The sequence below is a fragment of the Myxococcus sp. NMCA1 genome, from assembly GCF_026810205.1.
GTDB classification, from domain to species: domain Bacteria; phylum Myxococcota; class Myxococcia; order Myxococcales; family Myxococcaceae; genus Myxococcus; species Myxococcus xanthus_A.
The window spans coordinates 5,445,931-5,468,320 of record NZ_CP113950.1 but is presented as its reverse complement, the minus strand read 5'-3'; the positions used below and the strand labels follow the sequence as shown (position 1 = coordinate 5,468,320).

Annotated in this window: 15 protein-coding genes; 10 read left to right on the top strand and 5 right to left on the bottom strand. The window is 69.4% G+C overall.

The features are described 5' to 3' along the window. Positions 1-64: 64 nt before the first annotated feature. The 8 genes from OZ403_RS22460 to OZ403_RS22425 all read left to right on the top strand — a co-directional run bounded on the left by OZ403_RS22460 (position 65) and on the right by OZ403_RS22425 (position 7,154). Entirely contained in the window at positions 65-592 is a 528-nt protein-coding gene (locus OZ403_RS22460) for an RNA polymerase sigma factor (RefSeq protein ID WP_268781693.1), read from the top strand. Then, positions 579-1,340, top strand: coding sequence for an anti-sigma factor family protein (locus tag OZ403_RS22455; protein WP_268781692.1), 762 nt, complete (start codon positions 579-581; stop codon positions 1,338-1,340). Before OZ403_RS22460 ends, OZ403_RS22455 begins: the two co-directional genes overlap by 14 nt. A gap of 212 nt (positions 1,341-1,552) precedes the next feature. Further along, positions 1,553-1,906 (top strand): rhodanese-like domain-containing protein, encoded by a 354-nt coding sequence (locus OZ403_RS22450; RefSeq protein WP_268781691.1) that lies wholly within the window; start codon positions 1,553-1,555, stop codon positions 1,904-1,906. A gap of 100 nt (positions 1,907-2,006) precedes the next feature. Continuing rightward, the gene (locus OZ403_RS22445) at positions 2,007-3,605 is read left to right on the top strand and encodes a bifunctional metallophosphatase/5'-nucleotidase (RefSeq protein ID WP_268781690.1); all 1,599 of its coding nucleotides are present in this window, start codon (positions 2,007-2,009) and stop codon (positions 3,603-3,605) included. Then, on the top strand, positions 3,602-4,678 hold the full coding sequence (locus OZ403_RS22440) for a YeiH family protein (RefSeq protein WP_268781689.1): 1,077 nt from the start codon (positions 3,602-3,604) through the stop codon (positions 4,676-4,678). Before OZ403_RS22445 ends, OZ403_RS22440 begins: the two co-directional genes overlap by 4 nt. A 28-nt stretch (positions 4,679-4,706) precedes the next feature. After that, positions 4,707-5,168 carry a DsrE family protein gene (locus OZ403_RS22435; RefSeq protein WP_237077321.1) on the top strand — a complete coding sequence of 154 codons (462 nt, stop codon included), beginning with the start codon at positions 4,707-4,709 and terminating at the stop codon, positions 5,166-5,168. A gap of 16 nt (positions 5,169-5,184) precedes the next feature. Beyond that, positions 5,185-6,261: a hypothetical protein gene (locus OZ403_RS22430; protein WP_140855530.1), complete on the top strand. Its 1,077-nt coding sequence runs from the start codon at positions 5,185-5,187 to the stop codon at positions 6,259-6,261. 83 nt (positions 6,262-6,344) lie between these two features. After that, positions 6,345-7,154 (top strand): sigma-70 family RNA polymerase sigma factor, encoded by an 810-nt coding sequence (locus OZ403_RS22425; protein ID WP_140855528.1) that lies wholly within the window; start codon positions 6,345-6,347, stop codon positions 7,152-7,154. 60 nt (positions 7,155-7,214) lie between these two features. Here the strand turns inward: OZ403_RS22425 and OZ403_RS22420 are convergent, their stop codons facing one another. The 5 genes from OZ403_RS22420 to OZ403_RS22400 form a co-directional block, all read right to left on the bottom strand. Then, on the bottom strand, positions 7,215-10,679 hold the full coding sequence (locus OZ403_RS22420) for a hypothetical protein (protein ID WP_268781688.1): 3,465 nt from the start codon (positions 10,677-10,679) through the stop codon (positions 7,215-7,217). Beyond that, positions 10,673-11,212, bottom strand: coding sequence for a DUF1318 domain-containing protein (locus tag OZ403_RS22415; RefSeq protein ID WP_140792824.1), 540 nt, complete (start codon positions 11,210-11,212; stop codon positions 10,673-10,675). Before OZ403_RS22415 ends, OZ403_RS22420 begins: the two co-directional genes overlap by 7 nt. Then, positions 11,209-14,898: a hypothetical protein gene (locus tag OZ403_RS22410; protein ID WP_268781687.1), complete on the bottom strand. Its 3,690-nt coding sequence runs from the start codon at positions 14,896-14,898 to the stop codon at positions 11,209-11,211. Before OZ403_RS22410 ends, OZ403_RS22415 begins: the two co-directional genes overlap by 4 nt. A gap of 143 nt (positions 14,899-15,041) precedes the next feature. After that, on the bottom strand, positions 15,042-16,556 hold the full coding sequence (locus OZ403_RS22405) for an amino acid adenylation domain-containing protein (protein ID WP_140792820.1): 1,515 nt from the start codon (positions 16,554-16,556) through the stop codon (positions 15,042-15,044). Continuing rightward, positions 16,553-17,692 carry an acyl-CoA dehydrogenase family protein gene (locus OZ403_RS22400; protein WP_268781686.1) on the bottom strand — a complete coding sequence of 380 codons (1,140 nt, stop codon included), beginning with the start codon at positions 17,690-17,692 and terminating at the stop codon, positions 16,553-16,555. The genes OZ403_RS22405 and OZ403_RS22400 overlap by 4 nt, the downstream gene beginning before the upstream one ends. Before the next feature lie 668 nt (positions 17,693-18,360). Here OZ403_RS22400 and OZ403_RS22395 point away from each other — a divergent pair. Next, a complete protein-coding gene (locus OZ403_RS22395) occupies positions 18,361-19,677 on the top strand; it encodes an alkaline phosphatase family protein (protein ID WP_237081394.1) in 1,317 nt (438 codons plus the stop codon). Positions 19,678-19,729: 52 nt separating this feature from the next. Further along, complete coding sequence (locus OZ403_RS22390; protein ID WP_268781685.1) at positions 19,730-22,273, top strand: NAD(P)/FAD-dependent oxidoreductase; 2,544 nt, start codon at positions 19,730-19,732, stop codon at positions 22,271-22,273. Positions 22,274-22,390: the final 117 nt, after the last annotated feature.

Here is a 22,390-nt window from a genome sequence, read left to right as displayed (position 1 = left end):
GCTCCAGCTTCCCGAGCACCCTCGTCCTTTACCGGGAACCTTTTACCCGCCCCGTCGTGTCCTCATGCCCGTGAGCGCTCGCGCCTTCATCGAACGTGCCCTGGAGCACCTGCCCGTCTTGAGACGGGTGGGGCGTCGGCTGACGGGCAGCGCCGCGGAGGCGGATGACCTGGTACAGGAGACGCTGGCGCGCGCCCTGGAGCAGCGCGGCGCGCTGAGAGAGACCGAGCGCCTCAAGGCCTGGCTGCTCACCATACAGCGCACCGTGTACCTCAACTCCCGCCGGGGTCTGCGGCCTCACCTGGAGGTGCTGGAGGGCGGGCTGGGCCGGGCGCTTCCTCCGGAGCCTTCCGCGGACCTGGAGGCGGAGCTGCACGCCCGCACCTTGAGTGCGGGGATGCAGGCGGCGCTCGACTCCCTGGCGCCGGAGTGGCGCGACACGTTGTGGCTGCGGGAAGTCGAGGAGCTGAGCTACGAGGAGATTGCTCAGGTGCAGGGCTGCCCGGTGGGCACCGTGCGCTCGCGGCTGGCGAGGGCGCGGCTGGCGATGCTCGACTTCCTCGAGAAGGAGAAGGTTCATGGAAGCCTGTAGCCCCCAGTGGCAGGAGCGTCTCTCCGCGTGGTTCGACGGTGAGGTCCAGGCGCATGAGCAGCAGGCGGTGGCGCACCACCTGTCCCGATGCGCGGGCTGTGCCCGGGAGGCTGCCCGCTATGCGTCGCTGCGGCAGGCGCTGAGGGCGGAGGGCGCCGCGGAGCAGCGAGTACCGCCCGAACTGGCGGAGCGTGTCACGCGGCTGGTGCCGCGCCCCCGGCCGTTCTTCCCCAGGCGGAGGCTGGCGGCGGGCCTGGCCGCGGTGCTCGCGTCGGTGGGGGTCCTCTGGACATCATGGCCCAGTGGCATGAACGAGGCGCTGGCGATGGACCTCGAGCGGCACCACCTCAAGGCCTTCTCCCGGATCGCCCCCTGTGAGTTCGAGTCCTCGGACCCGGCCGAGGTGAAGGCGTGGGTGGAGCGGGAGGTGGGCTATCCGGTGGAGGTGCCGGTGGTGCCAGGCGCGACGCTGCTGGGGGCCCGTCGCTGCCGGTTGCATGGAAAGCTCTCCGCCTCGTTGCTGTACCGGCACGAAGGGGGCAAGGCGATGACGCTCTTCCTTCCCCTGCCGGGCTCGACGGCGGCGCAGGAGGCAGCCCGCTTCGCTGGTGACGGGCCTCGGTGCACGCAAGGGCCCGTGGGAGAGCGCATCTGCGTGCTGCCTGGGGGGGGCGAGCGGGCCGCGCTGGCCGTCTCTGAACTGGAGCCCGCGGTGCTCTTGGCCGCGCTGGCCCGCCTCTCTCCCTGAGGCGGCTGGGGCGGGGCCAGCCCGGAAGCGGCGGCCGAACCGTCTCCGACGGCCGTTGGGGGAGGCGGGAGTGCGCGCGTCCGCGTGCCCTTGTCGCGGCCGGGCTGCCGGGCGGGAAGGGCGCTGAATCCTTTGGCCGTCGCCACGGCTCTCATCAGGCTGTACGCACTTCCCGGGGGCCAGTGGCCACCGGTGTCGCTTGGAGCCGCGCCATGAAGGTCATTTTCGTCGTCGCCGCCGTGTTCATGGGTCTCTTCTTCGCCGCCTGTACGCGCCCGCGTCCAGGTGACGCCGCGGCGGGGTCCGAGGCCCGCCGCAGGGTGGAGGCGGGCGCCACGCTGGTGGATGTCCGCACGCCCGAGGAGTTCGCCTCCGGTCACCTGCCAGGCGCGGTGAACATCCCGGTGGATGAACTGGTACGGCGGTTTGGAGAGCTTGGCTCGCCGCAGACGCCCGTGGTTGTCTACTGCCGCAGTGGCGCGCGCAGCGGCCGTGCCGAGCGCCTGTTGAAGGAGCAGGGGTTCCAGGACGTCTTCAATCTCGGCCCCATGTCGACGTGGCCGTGATGCGCGAGGCGTTCGAGGTGAGCCGCCGTCCGGGAACTTCGCGCGGCGCACCTCGTGTCACCTCCGCTGTCTCCTTTCACCCCTCGCAAGGTGCTCCACGATGTCCCGTCTCCTGTTCGCGCTCGGCGCGCTGGTCGCCCTGGCCTCCGGCTGTGCTTCATCCCGGCCCCCCGTCACCGCCAGCGCTCCCACGTCTCAGCGCCAGCAGCTCACAGTCCTCTACGTGGCGGACCTGCATGCGCAAATGCGCGCCCACCCGGAGCTCTTCTGGCGCGATGGGAAGGAGCGCATCGAGATGGCGGGCGGCTTCGCCCGCGTCGCCGCCGCCATCCAAAAGATTCGGGCCGAGCGAGGTGGTGACGTGCTGGTGCTCGACGCCGGCGACACGATTCAAGGCTCGGGCGCGGCGGCCCTCACCGAGGGTGGCGCCCTCATCGAACCGCTCAATGCGCTCGGGCTGGACGGCGCGGTGCCCGGCAACTGGGAGGTGGTGTACGGCCCCGCGGTGCTGCGTCAGCGCGCCCGTGAGCTGAAGCATCCGCTCTTCGCTGCCAACCTGCGTGATGCGGCCAGCGGTGAACGGCTCTTCCCGCCGTACCTGGTGAAGGAGGTGGGCGGGGTGAAGGTAGCCGTGGTGGGCTTCACGGACCCGGACGTCCCGCGCCGTCAGCCCCCGGGGTACAGCAAGGGGCTGCGCTACGACGGCCCGGAGGCGCTGCCGGAGCTGGTGCGCGAGGTGCGCGAGCGCGAGGGCGCACAGGTGGTGCTCCTGATGACGCACGTGGGGCTCGCCAAGGCCGTGGGGCTGGCCGCCAGGGTGCCCGGTGTGGACGCCCACCTCTCCAGTGACACGCACGAGCGCACCTATGAGCCCATCGAGCAGGCGGGGAGCTGGGTGGTGGAGCCCGGCGCCTTTGGCTCCTTCCTCGGCCGGATGGACTTGTGGCTGGAGGACGGGAAGGTGGTGGACCGCCGCTGGGAACTCATCGAGCTGACCGCGTCGCGCTTCCCCGAGGACCCGAAGGTGGCGCGGCTCGTGGACGCCGCGCTCGCGCCTTATGATGAGAAGCTGTCCTCGCCGGTGGGGCACACCGACGTGACGCTCGCACGCTACGCGGTGGTGGAGAACCCGCTGGACAACGTGCTGGCTGACGCCATCCGCGCCGTCGGCGGGACGGAGATTGGCCTCTCCAATGGGTTTCGTTTCGGCACGCCGCTGCTGCCCGGGCCCGTGCGCGAGGCGGACCTGTGGAACTTCTTTCCCATCACCAACAAGCTGAAGAGGGGCAAGGTGAGTGGCCGTCAGCTTCGCGCCTTCTGGGAGCAGGAACTGGAGAACGTCTTCGCGAAGGACCCGGAGAAGCGCTTCGGCGGGTGGCTGCCGCGCCCCTCGGGGATGACGGTGCGCTTCCGCTCGGAGGCCCCCAAGGGACAGCGCCTCCTCGCCCTGGAGGTCGCTGGCGAGCCGGTGGTGGACGAGCGCCTCTACACCGTGACGGCCTGCGAGCGGGAAGGGGACTCGCCGGACATGCTCTGCCGCATCCCCGGTGTCCAGGAGCCGCAAGTGCTCGACGTGGACGCGCACGAGGCGGTGCGCCGCTTCCTCGCCGGCAAGCCGCGACTGAGCGAGTCGCTGGAGGGCCGCGCGGTGGGCGAGGACCTGCCGGCCGTGCTCCGCACCCAGCAGGTTCAACCGTGAGCGAGACTTCCCCCCACCGCCCCCCCGAAATGACCGCACCTCTCGCCGCTTCCGACTCGATTTCCGCCGCGCCTCCGCCCGGAGGCCCCTGGCGCCGGCGGCTGCCGGGGCTCGGGCTCGCCGCTGGACTGGCGGTGGTCAGCTACGGGCTGGCCACGCTCCCCGGCCTCAAGGTGGTGGGGCCCCTCACGGTGGCCCTGCTGATTGGCATCTCACTGCGCACGGCCCTGGGGCTGGCCCCCGGCCTGATGGAGGGTACGCGCTACTCGGCGCGCACGGTGCTGCGGTTGGGCATCGTGCTGATGGGAGCGCGGCTCGACTTCGGGCTGGTGGCGAAGGTGGGCCCACGCGTGCTGCTGCTGGCCCTGGTCGTCATCGTCGGCGGCATTCTGGGCATCCGCTGGGTGACGACGCGCTTCGGCGTGCCGGAGAAGCTGGGCACGCTGCTGGCGGTGGGGACTTCCATTTGTGGCGCCAGCGCGGTGGTGGCCGCCAGCTCCGTCACCCGCGCGGAGGAGGAGGACACCACGCTGGCGGTGGGGCTGTGCGGAATCCTGGGCACGGTGGGCGTCCTCTTCTACGTCTTCGTGGGGCCGCTGCTGGGGCTGAGCACCGCGCAGCTCGCCATCCTGTCGGGCGCCACGTTGCATGAGGTGGCGCAGGTCATGGCCGCGGCCTTCACCTGGGGCACCTCCGCCGGGGACCTGGGCACGCTGGTCAAGCTCACCCGCGTGGTGCTGCTGGCTCCCGCGCTCGTGGTGCTGGGGCTGGTCTCCGGCGCGGGCGGGCAGGTGCGCTACTCGCTGAAGGAGCCACCCATCCCGTGGTTCGTCATCGGCTTCCTCGCGGTGGGCGTGCTGGGCACGGTGGGCGTGGTGCCCGCCGCCGCCAAGGCGTGGCTCTCCACCGCCAGCGTCTTCCTCATGGTGATGGCCATGGCGGCCATGGGGCTTGGCACCCACCTGAGCATGGTCCGCCGCGCGGGCATGCGGGTCGTCTACGCGGGCCTCGTTGGCTTCGCCGCCCTGGCGCTGTCCGCCTGGGGGCTCATCCATGTGCTGTCCATCCAGTAGTCCTCGAACCCCTTCGGAGTCCGTCCAGATGAATCGCTTCCTGCCGTTGCTCGTCATCGCGCTCGTCACCGCGCCCCTGGCCTCTCTCGCCGCGCCGCCGTCCCAGCCCGCGAAGAAGGAGGTGCCCGCTCGCCAGGGCAAGCTCGTCTTCGTGGCCACCACGGGCCTGGAAGACCTACTCACCCTCTCCAGCTCCCTCCGGCACGTGAAGAACGCCAAGGAGTCGGGCTACCTCTCGGACGTGGTGTGGCTCACCTACGGCCGCGCGGTGGTGGCGCTGGACCCGACGGTGAAGGCCGTGCCGGCGGAGGTCCGCGAGGCGGCACAGGCGGCGAAGGCCGCTGGCGTGCGGCTGGTGGCGTGCGGCACCGCGCTGCAGAAGTTTGGCATCGACCCGAAGAAGCTCCAGCCCCAGGCCGACGTGGTGGACGACGGTGTGGCGGAGCTGTCGCGCCTGGTGGCCGAGGGCTACCAGGTCATCCGCTACTAGCGAGTCGTGGCCCCCCATGGAGCGCGCGACGCGCAGGACGCGGACCGTGCTGTCCCTCTGCCTGTTGGCCCTGGCCGGCATGGCGCGGCCGGGCCGGGCCGAGGAGGTGGTGGACGAGGGGCCGCGGCTGGAAATCAGGGAGGCGCTCCAGGTCCGAATCGACCAGGGGCTGAGCGCCCCGGGCGCCGCCGCCGTGAGCCTGCGACGTGGGAGGGTGGGGCTCCACCTGACCGGGTCGCCGTGGGTGCGGGGCGGACTGGAGGTGTCGTTCGACCGGCTCGTCCTCCTACCCGGTCCGCTCCAGGGGCCGCCGCTGGCCCTCCACGAGGCCAGCGCCACCTTCACCGTGCTGCCCCAGCGTGCCTGGCTGAGCGTGGGGCTGTTCCGTCCGCAGGTGGGCCGGGAGAGCCTCACCAGTGGCTTCGAGGTGGACTCGCTGGACAAGGCCATCACGCAAGGCCCCCTGCGCGAGCACCTCACCGGGACGGAGTCTGGGCGCGCGCCAGGGGTGGACGTGGGGGGCCTGTTCCGGGGGGAGGGCTGGAGCGTGCGTTATGATTCGGGCCTGGTGGTGTACCGCCCCGGGCCGGAGGGGGCGTGGCGACCGCCCCTTCTCGTGGCCCGCGCCGCCCTCACCCTGGGCGCGCCCGAGGCGGAGTCGTATTCCCTCAGCCTGCCCATGAATGACTTCGGCCTCAGACAGGGCTTCACCCTGGCCCTGCAAGGGAGCACGGAGCCCGGGGGCGACGCACGCTCCTGGGGCGTGGACGCGCTCCTGCGCCTGCGTCCGCTGGTGCTCTCCGCCGAGCTCCACCAGGTGGCCTCCCCCCAGGGACACGCGCTGCTCGCCCACGTCCGCGCGGGCTTCAACCTGCCAGGCCCAGGGGCCACGGTGCTCGAGCCGTGGGCGCTGGTGGCGCGAGTCACGGGCGGCGCCCTGGCGGACGCCCCGGGCGGCGCGCGGCTGGATGCCGGGCTCAGCTGGTATCTCCACCGGCAGGCGCTTCGAGCCACGCTGGGAGGGAGCTGGCGGCCTCCCGGCCATGGCGCGGCCAGCGGTCAACTCGGCCTGTCGCTTCAGCACCGGCGCTAGGTCTCCGCCATGTAACCTCCTGGCGCCATCCAGGAAGGCATCCTGGTGACCGGGCGTTCTTCCGATGAGGAGGCGAAGGGCGGATGTCGACGCGAACCGATGAGCAGTTGATGGAGGCCGTGCGCGCTGGTGACGACAAGGCCCTGGACGAAGTCCTCGCCCGTCACGAGAAGCAGGTGTACCGCTTTGGCCTGCGCATGTGCGGCTCGGAGGAGGACGCCATGGAGGTCCTCCAGGAGACGCTGTTCACCGCCTTCCGGGGCATCCACGCGTTCCGGGGAGACGCGGCGTTGTCCACATGGTTGTACCAGGTGGCCCGCACGCACTGCTTCCGCCTGCGCCGCCGCCGCGTCGGCGCGCCCGAGGACTTCCAGCCGCTCGACTCGCCCGCGGCCACGCACGTCGCGGCGGAGGAGGCGACGCCGGACATGGTCTCCCACGCGCGGCAGATGGGCGAAGTGTTGCAGGCGGCCATCCTCGCGCTGCCGGAGGCGCATCGAGAGGTGCTCATCCTCCGGGACGTGGAGGGGCTCACGGCCGAGGAGGCGGCTGGCGTGGTGGGCATCGAGGTGCGGGCGCTCAAGAGCCGGCTGCACCGCGCTCGGCTCCAGATGCGCGAGCACCTCGCCACCCTCCTGGGGGAGGGCGCCCACGGACAGGGCGCGGGGTGTCCGGAGTTGGCGCAGGAGCTGTCGGAGTTCGCCGTGGAGGAGGTGGACCAGGCCGCCTGTGTGCGCCTGGAGGACCATCTGTCCCGCTGCCCCCGCTGCAGCGAGGCGTGTGACGCGCTCAAGCGCACGGTGTCCCTGTGCCGGCGCATCCCCGGGGATGAGGTCCCCGCGCCCGTGCGCGCGGCGGTACGGCAGGCGCTGTCACGCGCGCTGCCCTCCTGAGCTCGCCCGCCTGGAACCTCTGGGCTTCCTGGGACGCGCCTTGCCAGTCGAGCGGGGCTCCTAAAGCTCGGCGGGACGCACCAGGGCTTCGCGCTTCTCCTCGGCCGCGGGCGCTTCGAGCGCCTGATAGATCTCGAACCACGCCAGGTACGAGCGCCAGGCCGGGTCACGCCGCTCGACCAGGGAGCGGCGCGCCTTGCCCAGTCGCTGGGACACGTCGAAGGGCAAGCCTCCGTCGCCCTTCACATTCAACTGTGCCGCGAACCAGAGCACGTCCAGTTGCCCCGGATCGACGTTCGCGTGCGTCCGCGCGACCAGCGAGTCGGAGTGCTTCAACGCCTCGCCCAGCCAACGCGCCGCCCGTGCCGGGTCCTGCTGGTCCACCGCGTTCTCCGCCAGCCGCAGCTCCGCCAGCGTCACGGCGCGGATGTCCTCATCGCGGTCCAACTGGTCGAACTGATCCAGGTACAGCTTGCGCCGCGTTTCGAGCGCCCGCGCCGCGGCGTCCAGGCGTCCCAGCCGGGTCTCCGCGTTCGCGCGCAGGCCCGAGGCGATGAGGCGATAGGAGCGCAGGACATGCTCCGGCGTGGAGTGGGCCCACTTCAACGCGCTCCGAACATCGGGCGTCGCCAGGTCTCGCTCGACCTGCTCCAGGTCCTCCAGAGTCCGCTGCGGCTGACCAGCACCCAGCGCCGCGGCGCCGCGCGCCAGCCGCACCACCATCCGGTTGCGCAGGCCCTCTTCGTCCTGGGGGCTCGCTTCCACGAGCGGCAGCTCCCGGTCATAGAGCGTCAGCGCCCGTTCGAAGCGGCCCGCGGCGAGGTTGTAGAGCGCGGCACGGTCCAGGGCCAGCGGGAGGAACCTGGACAGCCGCTGCGTGGTCTCCACCATGGCCAGGGCCTTGTCCGCCGCTTGGGCCGCGTCGGCTTCACGGTCGACGTGGAGCAGCGCGTGGGCCCGCGCCATGGACACGGCCAGCCCGGCCCAGTTGTCCACGTACGGCAGCTTGTCCCGCTGCTCGAGGTAGCCCAGGGCGATGTGGAAGTTGCCCACCTGTGTGTGCAGCAGTCCCAGCGCGCCGAGAATCATGGCCCGGTAGCGGACGTTGTTCCGCATCAAGTCCAGGGCCACCATGTAGTAGCGGTTGGCGCGCTCGGCGGCGGCGGGGTCGCGGTTGCGCAGGAAGTCCTCGTGATGGATGGCACCCAGGAGCGCCTGCACCACGCGCTGGTTCTTCAGCTCCGGCCACGCGGCACGCAGCTCCCTCACCGCCGAGGTCACGGCCTGCGCATGGGCATCCCCCTCCAACTTGGAGAGCTGGCGCGCGGTGACGTAGGCCTTCACGAAGTGCGCGAGCGGCTTCGCCATGTTCGGAGCGGTGGTGGTGACTTCCTTCTCCACCACGTCCGGACTGACGCCGGCTCGCAAGCGCAGGTTCATGGCTTCGACGGCGCTCTCCAGCGAACCCGTCCGCTGCGTCACCAGGTCGAAGTCCGCACGCGCCATGTCCTGGCGTTGCCGCGCCAGCCGCCGGTAGGCGCGGCCCATCAGTGCGCGGCGAAAGAGCCGCTCGGCGCGGCGTCGTTCCTCGCTACCCGGGGGCGTGTCGTCGACGTAGACCATCGCCAGCGATTCCATGATGCTGTCGGCGCCGAGCCCCGCCGCCCGCTCCACGGCGTCCTGAACCAGGACCCGTCTGCGCAGCGGGTCCTTCTGCTGCTGGTAGAAGCCGAGCAGGGCCTCCCGCACGGCACGAGGAGGCCGGTCGCTTCGGAGCGCATTGATGTGGCGGCCCAGCTCCAGCGCGTACGCGTAGGCCGAACCGGCGGGCGCTGTCGTGAGTGCCTGCGCCATCGCCGCGTCCGCCTCGTCGTAGGGGCGTCCCCGGTACAGGGCGCGGACCGCGGCGCGAGCGAAGTCGAGCTGGTCGTCGGCCGGGAAGATGCGGTGCTCGGAGAGCCGCCGGCCCGCTTCAATCAGGGGCTCGCGCTCATCGAGCTCACGGTACAGCACGTCCGCTCGCGCGTGGTATGCCTCCAGCACCGCGCGCGGCGTGGTGTCGGCGATTTCGGCCGCCTCCAGCTCCTTTCGGGCCCGCGTGAAGTCACCTGCGTCATCCGCCAGCTCACTGCGCACCACGTGCTGGAAGACAGCGGCAGCGGGGCTGAGCGCGTTCGCGGGATCCAGCGCGGCCATGCGCTTCTGCTCCGCGACGCTCTGCTCCTCCACCATGCGGCCCCGCTCGCGCTCCTTCATGGCGCGCCGGTGGTCGATGAGGATGCGGAGCGGTTCCTCCAGGCCCGCGGTGGCGGGGTCGCTCACCGTGCCCAGGTGGCGGGCGTAGAACTCCGCCGCGCTGAAGTCCTCGGAGGCCAGGTGCAGCATGCTCATGCGCATCATCAGCAGGCGGCGAAGCCTGGGGCGCGTCTCGAGCAGCAGCCGGTGGCGATAGAGGAGCAGCTCATCGGCGCGTCGGCCCACCATCCTCAGCTCTTCGCTGAGCCGGCGCGCATCCCATGCACTGGGGACCTGGCCATCCAGCGGCATCTGGTACACGTCCAGGGACTGCGAGCGTGAACAGGTCGCCGCCAGAGACGTGGTCGCGGGCGCCGGGTACTGGCAGTTCCAGGACTTGCTGGTGAGCTGGTCCGGATTGGCGGCGGCGGCTTGCTCGGCGGCGTCGTCACGCTCCGTCGCGAATGGCACCCGGAACAGCACGCCGCTGTCGCTGGCATCGATGACGCCATCCGCATTCGAGTCCGTGAAGAACTGCACCACGTACAGGTAGCGCCCATCCCGGGAGAACGCCGGCTGTCCCGTCTGCCCCGGGATGTCGAGCGACAGCGGGACGGGCTTCGCGCCTGGGGCATCCAGGCGCAACGCCTCCAGATGGGGCGCGGCGCGCGCGGCGAAGCCGGGGCCCACCTGCCGCACGGAGCGCTCGATGGGGACGTACACCAGCCAGCGCCCATCGGGGGAAAGGGTCGGGCTGGTCAGGTTCCGCTCGAGCAGGGGCGTCACACGCCACTTGCCGCCCAGCTCGACTCGCGACAGGTGAAGGTCGCCCTGGATGGTGGCCCGGCTCACCAGCGCGATGTGCGAGGCGTCCATCCACTCCGCCTGGAGGGCGTTGGCGTCTCCTTCGAGGCACCGGCGCTCTTTCGCGGTGGGCAGCTCGCGCACGCACAGCTGGCCACCGGCCTGGTTGCGGAACGAGATGTAGAGCAGGTGCTTGCCGTCGGGACTGATGCGCGGCCAGGTGACATCCGCGCCTTCGTCGAACAGCCGGCGCTCGCGGCCGCGCTCCAGGTCCTGCGTGAAGATTTCGGTCGCGATGCTGCGGTTGGACGCGAAGATCAACGTGTTCCCGTCAGGCGTCAGCTGCCCCAGGAACTGGTCGCCCACGCCCACGGTGAGCCGGGTGGGCGTGCGCAGTCCTCCATCGTTCTCATCGTCCTGCGCCCAGACGCTCCCCGCGATCAGCGTCACCAGGGCCACGACGCCCCGTCTCCGCCGCGTCAGCACTGCTTCTCTCCCCAGGTCCCATCCTCGGCCTCGACCCAACCGCCGCAGACGACACCCTCCGCGTGCACCTTGTGCCAGTTCCGGCGCAGCGTCTCTTCCGGGACGTCGGGGCGGGCCGACCGCATCCACTTCCAGAGCAACTGACGGGAGCGATTCACCCGCTCGACCAGGGCCATGTCGTCGGCTGTCATGCGCCCGGCCTGGCAGCGGCGCCGGGTCGTCGCCAGCAGCCCGTCCCGCCCTTCGCCCACGCAGTGGCGACGCAGCAGGTCGTCAACGCGGTCCGCGGGCGTCCTGCCGATGTTCTCCACCAGCGGCGTGGGCTGGATGCCCAGCTCTTCCAACTGATTGGGTGTGAATGGCACCGGCGTGGGGTTCATGCCCGCGCGAGCCAGCCGCTGCTCCACGTCCTTGAACGAGCCCGAGGCCTGTTCCTCGAGCGCCGTCGCGCGGTCCACCATGACAATCTCCGGCGCGCTGATGCACCCGGACGTGGCGAGGGCGGCCCACAGCAGCAACCCACGGTGTTTCATGGCGTGGTCTCCGGAGGAGTCATGGATTTGATGAGCTGGTCGACGATGGGGCCCATGGGGATGCCCCGGATTTCGTCGATGCTGAGCAGCTTCGCCAGGCCGCCCATGGTGATGCGCAGGCTGCCGAAGCCGTGGTTGAAGCTCACCCGCACGTGCTCCGGGTAGCCCAGCCGCAAGGCATAGCGGACCCGGTTGGTGGCGGGGTTGACATGGCGGGGGTCTTCGATGTCGAGCAGGTCCAGCAGGTGGCGGTTGCCAATGCGCAGAATCTCCGCGCGGCCATTGATGCTGCGGTCCTTCGCGGAGATGACCACGGCGGCATTGCCGTCGAAGGGCTCGCCTCGGGACGACTGGACCCCGGTGGCTCGCACGCGGGCCTCCAGGGTGGAGTGCTTGCCTTGCCAGTCCAGGAGCCACTGTCCGGTGATGCGCCCACCGCGAACCCCCATCTCCAGCTGCGTCATGGAGACGACGTGCTGGTCGATGGACAGGTTCCCCGCCAGGGGCGCGACGGCGACGAGCGGCGTGCTGATGCGTTTGGCGGACACATACCCGCTGCGGGAGAGCAGGGGATGCTGGTCGGCGAAACGAAGCATCGGGTACGGGTTCACGTCGATGTCGCTCAGCAGCCGCAGCTGTCCCTCGCTGTACTCGAGGTTCTCGGTGAGCGGGACGTTGCCGTCCATCCCTTCAATCTCGAACCCCTGCTCGGGCAGGCGCAGGTTCAAGTCCTGGAGGAGCAGGTTGGAGATGGTCCGGAAGACGACGAGGTCGGGTGAGCCCACGCGGAAGTCGACGGTGACCTTGCCGCTTCCCTCCAGAATCCCGGGTCGCGCGAGCCTGGCCATGTCCTGCGACAGCTCGCCCCGGAGTCCCAGGCGGCGCCGGTCCTCGCTGAGGTCGAGCCGCCCCCGGACCTTCAAATGGGTGCGGGTCCCCGCGTTGGTCAGTTGGAGCTGGGGAACGTGGATGACGCCCGTGGGCTTGCGCCGCGCGGAGAACGTCGCTTCCACGTCCTGGACCGGATAGGGCAGCGCCGGGTTCTGTTCGAGCGCGCGAAGCTTCACGTGCTGCTTCAGCTCGATGTCGTCCGCTTCCAGCGCCTCGGTGAAGCTGGCGGTGGTGTCGCTGGTCAGCTCCGAGAAGGACAGCCGCCGATCGCTCATTCCGACCGTGAGCTTCTCCACGCGCAGGTCACTGTGAACGGTTCGCTTGGGACCTTCGACGCGAGACGCCAGCTGCCAATGCAGCGCGGGAACGTTGAGCGACAGGGCGTCCTGCCTCCAGCGCAGGCCCCGCGCGCGCACCACCGCCGTTCCATCGAAGCTGGCGGTACGCGCCGGGTCCGGGGCGAGTCGCGGCGTGCCATCGGCTGTGACACCCGTGAGCACGCCGCGAAGCGTGCCGTGCAGCTCGACGCCCACCGCGAGCCGCCCGGCATCCAGCTCCGGGGGCACCTGCGCCATGGCCAGCAAGGGCGCCAGGATTCCCAGTGGGGGAATGTCGCCCTTCACGTCGATGCGAAGGGCACGGGCCTTCCGGTCGAACGCCGCCGCGGCGTCCAGCATGACCTTCGGCCCTTCGTGACTGGTGATGCCCAACCGGAACGCGGGCTTCCGGCGGTTGAGGTCCAGGGTCAGCGACTGATGCTGGAGCCCCATGTCCTTCTCCCCAGCCCGGAGCCCTTCGATTCGCAGGTCCACGTCGCCCTGGTGGCGCCAGGCGTCACCCCGCGAGCGCATCACGACGGCGACGTTGCTGGCCGTCACGTTGTCCCACGCGGGCCGTTGCAGCTTCAGCTCCGTGCGGTGCTCCAGCCGTGGCGCGGAGGAGAAGAGCGCCTTCACGCTGCCCTTGGAGTCCAGGCTCACGCCCAGGTGCCGCCACGGAATGCGCGCCGCGACCGATTCGGGAATGAAGGGGCGGGCGGCGGCGAGGTCCGGTGTCCGAGCGGCCAGGGTGTAAGACACCGCGTCAGTGCCCTTGGTGGCATCCAGGGACGCCTGCATGTCGCCGACGTCGAGCACGAACTGCGCGCGGCCTCGGCTGAGCTGGGGCTTGTCGAGCTGCGGGAACGCGTCCGACGCATCGAGCTTCACGCGAACGGGGCCCTTCAGCAAAGTGTGCCCATCCGGCGACGACACATGGAGCGCCCCGACGGGCACGTTCGCGCTCAGTGCGAAGGGAGGCGCTGCCGCCAGCGGCGCGCTGAGCTGGAAGCCCATCCGTTCGGCCTTCGCGCGGAGGTCAGGAGTCCGGAGGTCCAGGGACTCCACCATGCCCGACAGGCTCGCGTTCCCGGCGACCTGGAGCGGGGATGCGGGCTCAGGGCGGAGCTGATGTCCCTTCACTTCACCGTGGGCCTTTGGAATCCGCAGGGCAGTGGGGCCTCCCACGTCGAGCCCATCGATTCCGAACGTCAGCTGCGCGGAGAGCCCCTGCCGCGGATCAGGTGTCGCCACCAGGGTGACGCGTCCTCCGCCGAGCGCCAGCTGGACTGGCTCACCGGTCATCCGGAGCGACGCGACGTCCACGTCCAGGCCCAGTTTGCCGCGAGGCCCCAGTTGAGGCATCGCGCTCAGGGTGACGTCTTGTGCGTCCAGCTTCACCTTGCCGCGCTCGAGCGTGAACGGACGCCATTCGGAAGGGATTGCCGCCAGCAGCCTTCCAAGGTCGATGTCCGCCAGGGCGCGTGTCACGACCGGGGGCGCGTCCGCGGCATCCGGGAGCACGGCCTGGGCCTCGAGCTCCGCGCTGTCTGTCAGCTGGGTGCGCTCCAGCGCCACGGCGATGTGGCGCTTCTCGACATCGAACCGCGCGGCCACCGCGCCGTGAAGCAGCGACCGGACCGAGAAGCGTGGGTCGAAGGTCTGCCGGGTGACATCGAGGTCCACCTGCGCGCGAGCGGCCGAAGCGCCAGCCTCCATCGAAAGGGCGAACGCCAGCTCCGCGAGGGCCACGGGCGTGGCGGAGCCTTCGTGGCGCAGCTCCAGCGGCAGCGGGGCACCCGCCTGGCCCAGGTTCGCGAAGACCTTCCATTCCCCGTCGTGTTGCTTCGCTTCGACCCGCGCCGCGAGCCCGCCCAGGGACCAGCGCTCGGCGACTTCGCCACGCTGGACGCGGACGTAGCTCAGCGACACGCCCGACACATCGACGTGCCCGACAGGAAGCGGCGCTCCCAGGAGGTCGGCGACCTGCCGGGAGGCACCCACCGGCGCTTCAACGGGCGGCGGCTCTGGGGCTTCAGGTCCCGTCAATCCCGTGAGGGAGGTGGCGCCTGAATCGTCAGCGACCAGGGCGAGCGCCACGTCTCGCACCACCACCCGCTCAATCCGGATGGGGCCGGTCACCAGCGCACCGGGCGACCAGTGCGCCTCCAACGTTCCGACGCGCAGCAGCTCGGGCGCGGCGCTGTGGAACGGAGCGGGTGTCCGCACCACCAGCCCTTCCAGCTTCAACCCTGAGAGGAGCTCGACCTGAGCGACCTGGTAGTCCACCTGGAGCCCGGTGGCCGCCTCCACCTCGGAGACAATGGGCTGCTTCAGCCAGGGACTGTCGAGGTTGCGCAACACCACCACGGCAGCGACCAGCGCCAGCGCGGGGAGCACGACCAGGATTGTAAAAACCCCGCCCGCGATGATTCGAGCCCACCGCCGGCGAGGCCGTTCAGCTGTGGTGGAATCCATGTGGCCCGGTTGACGCGCGCGGCCATCATGGTCGGGGGTCTGGACGAAGTCGAGGAGACGTTGCGGGCAGGCCGGCAGGCGCGGGGCGGTTGCACGGGCGGTGTGGGGACGGTCGCCAGGCTCCCTGGCGGCCCGTCACCAACTCAAGGCGCCTGCGTCAGTTCCCTCAGTGCGCGCCGGTTGAGCTTGCCGTTGGGAGTCCGGGGCAGCTCGGGCAGCACGCGGACCTCGTCGACAATCATGTAGCGAGGCAACCGCTCCGCGCAGTGCTTCTTCACCTTGAGCAGGGAAGGGGGCTTGCTGGCGCCGCTGACCACGAAGGCCACCAGCCGCGCTTCCAGGCCGGAGCCGGTGGCGATCACGCCCGCCTCGCGGATGTCCGGGTGCGTGAGCAGCGCCGCTTCGATTTCGCCCGCTTCGATGCGGCGCCCGCGCACCTTCAGCATGTTGTCGCGGCGGCCCAGGTATTCGAACGTGCCGTCCGGCAGCTCGCGGCAGCGGTCCCCCGTGGCATACGGCCCGCTCCCGTGGCGCGGCTGGCCCCAGTAGCCCAGCATCACCGTGGGGCCCTCCACCATCAGCTCGCCCACGCCGTCGCCTTCCTCCCGCGCTTCCTCTGAGTCCGGCGGCGGCCGGGCCAACCACACGCGGTTGCCACAGCTCGCTCGGCCAATGGGCACCGGCTCGGTGCGGTGGGGCGAAATGTCCGTCACCTCATGGAAGGTGCAGACGTTGGTCTCCGTGGGTCCATAGAGGTTGAAGAACCGCGCCTGCCGCAGGTGCTCACGAAGCGGGCGCAGGTGCCGGATGGGGAACGGCTCGCCCGCGAAGAGCACGGCGCGGAAGGGCAGCGCCCCATGCTTCAGCAGACCGCCTTCCTGCATCATCAGCATTAGCGCCGAAGGCACCGAGTACCAACAGGTGAACCGCTCGCGGAGGACCAGCTCCACCAGCTTCTCTGGCGCGAAGGCCAGCGCCTCCGGGATGAGCGTGACGGACGCGCCACCCATGAAGGCCGCGTACAGGTCCAGCACCGAGAGGTCGAAGAAGAACGGCGCGTGGTTGCTGAAGCGGTCCTCCGGCGTGGTGCCCAGCAGCGCATGGCACCACTCGATGAAGGCCATCGCGTTCCGCTGGCTGATGCACACGCCCTTGGGCGTTCCCGTGGAGCCGGACGTGTAGAGGATGTACGCCAGGTCGTGGTCGCCCGAGCCGTGCGGCGGCAGCGGCTCGGACGAAAAACCGCACAGCCGGTTCCAGCAGATCTCTGGCCCCTTGTCGTCCACCAGCAGGTAGCGCAGCCGGCTCATGCCCGCGTTGTGGAGCTCGGAGGCGCGCGTGGTGGTGGTCACCATCACGTCGATGCCGCAGTCGTCGAGGATGAGCCGCGTCCGCGTCGCGGGGTTCAGTGGGTCCAGGGGGACGTAGGCGGCGCCCAGCCGGGCAATGCCCTGCATCGCGGCGACGGCGCGCACGGACTTCTCCGTCCACAGCCCTACGCGGTCTCCCTGCTTCACGCCCAGCTCCTGGAGCGCGCGGGCGATGCGGTTGGCGAGCGCGTCCAACTGGCCGTAGGTGAGTGTCCCGTCGGGACCCTTGATGGCGATGGACTCGGGAGCCTTCGCCGCTGCACGGATGACGATTTGGTCGAGTGTCATAGGCCGAGCTGGTTGGCGATGATGTCGCGTTGGATTTCGGAGGTGCCGGAGAAGATGGCGCTGGGAATGGCGTCACGCAGCACGCGCTCGATGCCCGTTTCGGCCACGTAGCCCATGCCGCCGTGAATCTGGATGGCGTCCAGGCCGCTCTGGATGGCGGCCTCGCTGATGGCCAGCTTGGCCAGGGACACTTCCATGACGGCGTCCAGGCCTCGGTCCATCTTCCAGCAGGCCTGGTACAGCAGCAGCCGGGATGCCTCCAGCCGCTGCTTCATGTCCGCCAGCTTGTGGGAGATGGCCTGGTTCTTCCCCAGGGCCTTCTTGAACTGCTTGCGGGTCCGGGCGAAGTCCGCCGTCTGTTCGAGCACGCGCTCCATGACGCCCACGTAGGCGGCGAAGAGGCATGCGCGCTCCCACTGCATGGAGCGCTTGAAGAGCGCCGCGCCCTGTCCCTCCGCACCCAGCCGCGCGGACTCCGGGACACGGCACCCCTCCAGGTAGATGGGGGCGATGGGCGACGTGGACAGCCCCATCTTCTCGAAGGCGCGCCCGACGGACAGTCCCGGCGTGTCCTTCTCGACGAGGAAGGCGCTCAGGCCCATGTACCCATGGGCAGGCTGCGTGGCGGCATAGACGAGGAAGACGTCCGCGGAAGGGCCATTGGTGACGTAGCTCTTGCCACCGTCGAGCACGTAGCTGTCGCCGTCCCGCACCGCGCGCGTCTTCAGGGCAAACACATCCGATCCCGCTTCCGCTTCGGAGATGGCGTTGGCGCCCACCCATTCCCCTGAGCAGAGGCGGGGCAGGTACCGGGACTTCTGCGCGTCATCCCCGCTCTCCAGGATGGGCATCACGCAGGCGAAGAGGTGAGCTCCCACGGAGAACACCAGTCCGGTGTCCACGCAGCCGCGCCCCAGCGCTTCCATCACCCGCGCCGTGGTCAGCGTGTCCAGCCCCAGTCCGCCATGCGCCGCTGGCACGGGCAGCCCCAGGAAGCCGAATTCACCACAGCGCTGCCACAAGTCGCGTGGCAGCACTTCCTTGCTGGGCTTTGCGGCCTCGGGCAACTGCGCTCGCGCGAAGGCGAGGGCACGGTCATAGAGCTCCACCTGCTCGTGAGTCCAACTGAAGTCCATGTTTTCCTGGTGTTCCAACGGGTGACAGCAACGAGGGGGCGCGCTTCGAACGCCTTGCGCTTGCGCGGCATGGCCCTCGGAGATGGATGGTGAGACGTGAGAGGCGTCAGGCGAAGTCTCGCGTGCGTGGGAACGAGCCGTCAAGAACCTCCGGGATGGTGGCCGGAAAGTGTGTCTTTTGAGGTGGCGCTGGATGGGATTGAAGTGCGGGGTTTGGCAATTCCTATCTGCTGGGTCTGGCCCGAGGTGGACTCAATGAGTTACAAATGGGCCGGGACGCGATTTGCCGCTGCCGCGGAGGACCTGGTCTCGAGGGCCGGCCGCGCACCGTCGGTCAGCAGGGAAACGGGCTGAAATGAGGCCCATGACCCGCCCCTCCAGACCATGTATTCCGTTTCGTTTCACTACCCAGTGCACTGGGTGCGGTGTCACTCATTCCAGGCGCGAGCGCTCGCGTCAGTGCTTTCCAGCCTATGGCCGCGGTAAAATTCTACACGCGGCTGACCTGGTTGAAGTGGCTAAACACTCATCTCAGACCAGGGTATGGGACAACCTGGTCGGTGATTGACTGGTTTGCTCGTGGGCAGTTTGCTTCGGGCATGGAACGTTGCGTCGTTTTGGACTTGCCTGGATTGAGCGCGAGGTTTGTCGGCCCCTCGACGCCAAACATGCAGGCATTCGTGGAGCGGGGGCGCATGGTGCCGCTCCAGCCCGTCCTGCCGGCGCTGAACTGCACCATGCAGGCGACGTTCCTGACCGGAAGATACCCCAGCGAGCACGGAATCGTCGGAGATGGATGGCTCAACCGGGAGCTGGGAGAGGTCCGCTTCTGGCCCCAGTCCGACGGGCTCGTGCAGACGCCGCAGCTCTGGGATGCCGCCCGCAAGCTCGACCCCAGCTTCACCTGTGCCCGCGTGTGCTGGTTCATGAACATGTATTCGAAGGCGGACTACGCCATCACGCCGCAGCCGTCCTTCACCGCGGACGGGCGGGTGCTGCCAGACGTGTTCACGGAGCCGCTCCACCTGCGCAAGCCGCTCGTCGAGGCGTTGGGGAACTTCCCCGCGTATGACTACTGGGGGCCCCGCTACAGCATCCGCTCCTCGGAGTGGATCGCCGACGTCGCCATGTGGCTGGAGCAGCGGCACAGCCCCACGCTCTCGCTCGTCTTCCTGCCGCACCTGGACTACACGCCGCACACGTTTGGACCGGACGCGAAGGAGATCCACAAGAGCCTTCGCGAGCTCGACGACGTCGTCGGGAAGCTGATTGGCTTCTATGAGTCGCGCGGCGTGCGCGTCATCATCCTCTCGGAGTTCGGCGCGGTCCCCGTGTCCCGGGCCGTCCACCTGAACCGCCTCTTCCGCCGCCGAGGGTGGCTGGCGATTCGGGAGGAGGGCGGCCGTGACGTCGTCTATCCCAGCGGCAGTGAGGCGTTCGCCGTCGCGGACATGCAGATCGCGCACATCTACGTCCGGAACCCGGCGCTCCTGGACGAGGTCAAGGCGCTGGTCGAGGCGGAGCCCGGGGTGGCCCAGGTGCTCGATGCCGAGGGTAAGCGCACCCACCATCTGGACCACCCACGCTCCGGCGAACTGGTGGCCCTGGCTGAACCGGATGCCTGGTTCACATACTTCTACTGGCTCGATGATGCGCGTGCGCCGGACTACGCGCGGACCGTCGATATCTACCGCAAGCCGGGCTACGACCCGCTGGAGATGTTCGTGGACCCGAAGCTCGGTCTGCGAATGCTGGAACTGGGGGGCAGTGTCGTGAAGGAGATGCTGGGCGTGCGAGCGCGACTGGAGGTCGTCTCGATGGACGGCTCCCTCCTCAAAGGGGCGCATGGCCTGCCCACCGGCCCGGAGGATGGGCCGGTGCTGATGACACGACATGGCGAACTGATCGAGGCAGATACACTCCACGCCACGCAAGTCCACGACCTCATCCTGGCGCACCTGACCGGACAGCAGGCGGCGGCCTGAACGGCTTCCGCGAGCAACCCGAGCGTTGACGCTGCAAGAGGCGGGACACGGCATGAACAAGCTTCCTGGGAGCGCCATTGTCATTGGCGCCAGCATTGGTGGGCTCAGCGCCGCGCGCGTGCTGGCGGACCATTTCGAGCGCGTCACCGTCATTGAACGGGACGTGCTCCAGGACGGCCCGCGCCAGGGCGCGCCCCAGGGCAATCACATCCACGTCCTGCTGCGAAAGGGTGTGGACCTGCTGGAGCAGTACTTCCCCGGCCTCGTCGAGCAGATGAAGGCAGACGGCATCGAGCCCTTCGACTTCACCCAGGACCTCCGGTGGCTGCAGTTTGGAGACTGGATGCCGCGCCACCGCAGCGGCATCACCCTGTACCCGCAGACACGCTTCTCCCTGGAGCGCTACCTGAGAGAGCGGCTTCGCGCCTATTCCAACGTGGAGATCCTGGAGTCGACCGCCGTGCGGGCGCTGCTGGCCACGCCGGATGGAAGGCGGATTCTCGGTGTCCAGACACATGACCGCCATGGGGACGGCGGCGCGGTGACGAACCGGCTCGCCAACATCGTCGTCGACGCGAGCGGGCGCGGTTCGCAGCTGGGAAAGTGGTTGTCGGAGTTGGGGTTCAGCCCGCCGGAGGAGAGCCGGCTGCCCATCAACCTCTGCTACGTGTCACGTCTCTTCGAGCAGCCGGAGACCGCCAGGGACTGGCGAGGGCTGTGGATCACCCCGCTGCCGCCCGACGCGCCACGCGGCGGGGCGATGCAGGGCGTGGAGGGCAATCGCTGGATCGTGTCCTTGTTCGGCTACGAAGGACACCACCCACCCCGCGACGAGGACGGGTTCGTGGAGTTCGCCCGCGGCCTCCGCGAGCCGGACATCTACGAAGCCATCAAGGACGCGAAGCCCGTCTCGGACGTCCAGATGTACCGGGTGCCGGACGTGAAATGGCGCCACTTCGAGCGCATCCGGGACTTCCCCGCGGGGTTGCTCGTCCTGGGGGATGCGTGGTGCTACTTCGACCCCGTCTTCGGCCAGGGCATGTCGGTGGCGATGCTGGAGGCGAACCTCCTCAACGAGGCGCTGCATCAGCTCGACAGCCTGGAGGCGGTGACCCAGGCCTGGACGGCGTCGTACCTGCGCACGGGCGCGCAGTGGATCCAGGGACTCTGGTTCTTCGTGACGGCGGAGGCCATGCGGCACCCCCACGTCCCCGGCGAGCGGACACGGCTCATCAAGCTGGCGCAGTGGTACGTGGAGGAACTCTACGCGCTGAACCACGAGCATCCGGAGATCTACCAGGAGTTCCTCAAGCTGATGCACGTCCAGGCGGGAGCGGAGTTCCTCCTGCGCCCGGACATCGCCTTGCGGCTCGCGAAGCGCGCCTGGCAGCAGAAGTCCGTGAAGGGCTTGGGCACCGAGGCACTGTGGCCCGCCAGCCGGGTGGCGCTGGGAGCGCGCTACGCGGGACGGGTGCTGGCCAACCTGGTGGCTCCTCAGCGGGTTGGACCGCGTGATCGCATCTGCCACTTCGACACGGAAGTGATGTGGCAGCCGGACAAGACGCTGGGGTGGTTCGTCCGGGATGCCCTGCGCGCCCAAGGCCTGCTGAGCGAGGCCTCCGAGGTGCGGCGGTTCCTGGAGTACTGGCTCCCGGTGCAGGGCCTGGGCATCGCGAAGAAGGCGTTGATTGAGTTCTCCTACAACGTGGACGAGCCCGGCCTGGGCCTCATGCTCTACAGCGACAATGGGACGGTCACGCAGGCCTTCCGGGAGTACACGCGTCAGCTCGGCATCTCCAACGAGGGCGTCGAGCGGTCCGTGGCCATCTGCGAGACATTCCGGTCATCGGACCTGGGCCTGGTGCGCGCGGAGTTCAAGCCCGGAGGCCCCACCCGGTATTCCATTGCCGCCAGCTGGCACTTCGACCCCATGCGCGGGCACTCCGGCTTCGATGAGGCGATGAGCCGCCTGCCGGAGCGCTTCCGGGTAGGGCCCTTCGCGGAGCGGGTGAAGACCTTCGCTTCCGCGCTGCGGACCGAGTACTACCCCCTGTTCCTGGGACTGAGCTTCCTGGAGGACGGAACGCTCGAATCCAAGATGTACCTGGTGCGCTTCGACGAGAAGCAAGCTCCATTTCAGTCTGGCTCGGAGCTGTGGCGCCTCCTCCAGGACATGGGTGTGTCCGCCCCGGAGCTGGAGCGGGTTCGCCAGCTGAACGCGCTGCTCTGGGAGCACTCCGCGGACAAGATGACCCAGGTCGCCATCGAGGCCTCCGAGTCCCAATCCCAGCCCAAGCGAGTCAACCTCATCTACAGCGGGATCCAGACCTCTGCGGTTCTGGAAGCCATCTCCCGGTTCGGGTATCCCGAGTCCTCGAAGCAATCCGTCCGGGACTTCGAGCGGATGATGCAGACCGATCGCGCGAAGTTCATCGCGGTTCGGGTGGGGCCCGAAGGATTGAGTCCGCGCCTCAAGCTGTACAAGCACGCCCTTTTCGATTTCGGCGATCTGTCCGTGGTGGAGGACGGAGGCCTTGGGCCGCGAGATTCCGCGCCGGCCGCAGTGAGAGATGTTCCGGATGTATGTCTTTATTGATTCTTGTTGGTTGAGAATGAAGTTCAAACAGGTGATGAGTCTGAGCGGCTTTCGAGTCGCCAGCGGAGCCGTGCTCTGATGTGGTGTGAACCCATTGCTGTGATTGGACTGGGGCTG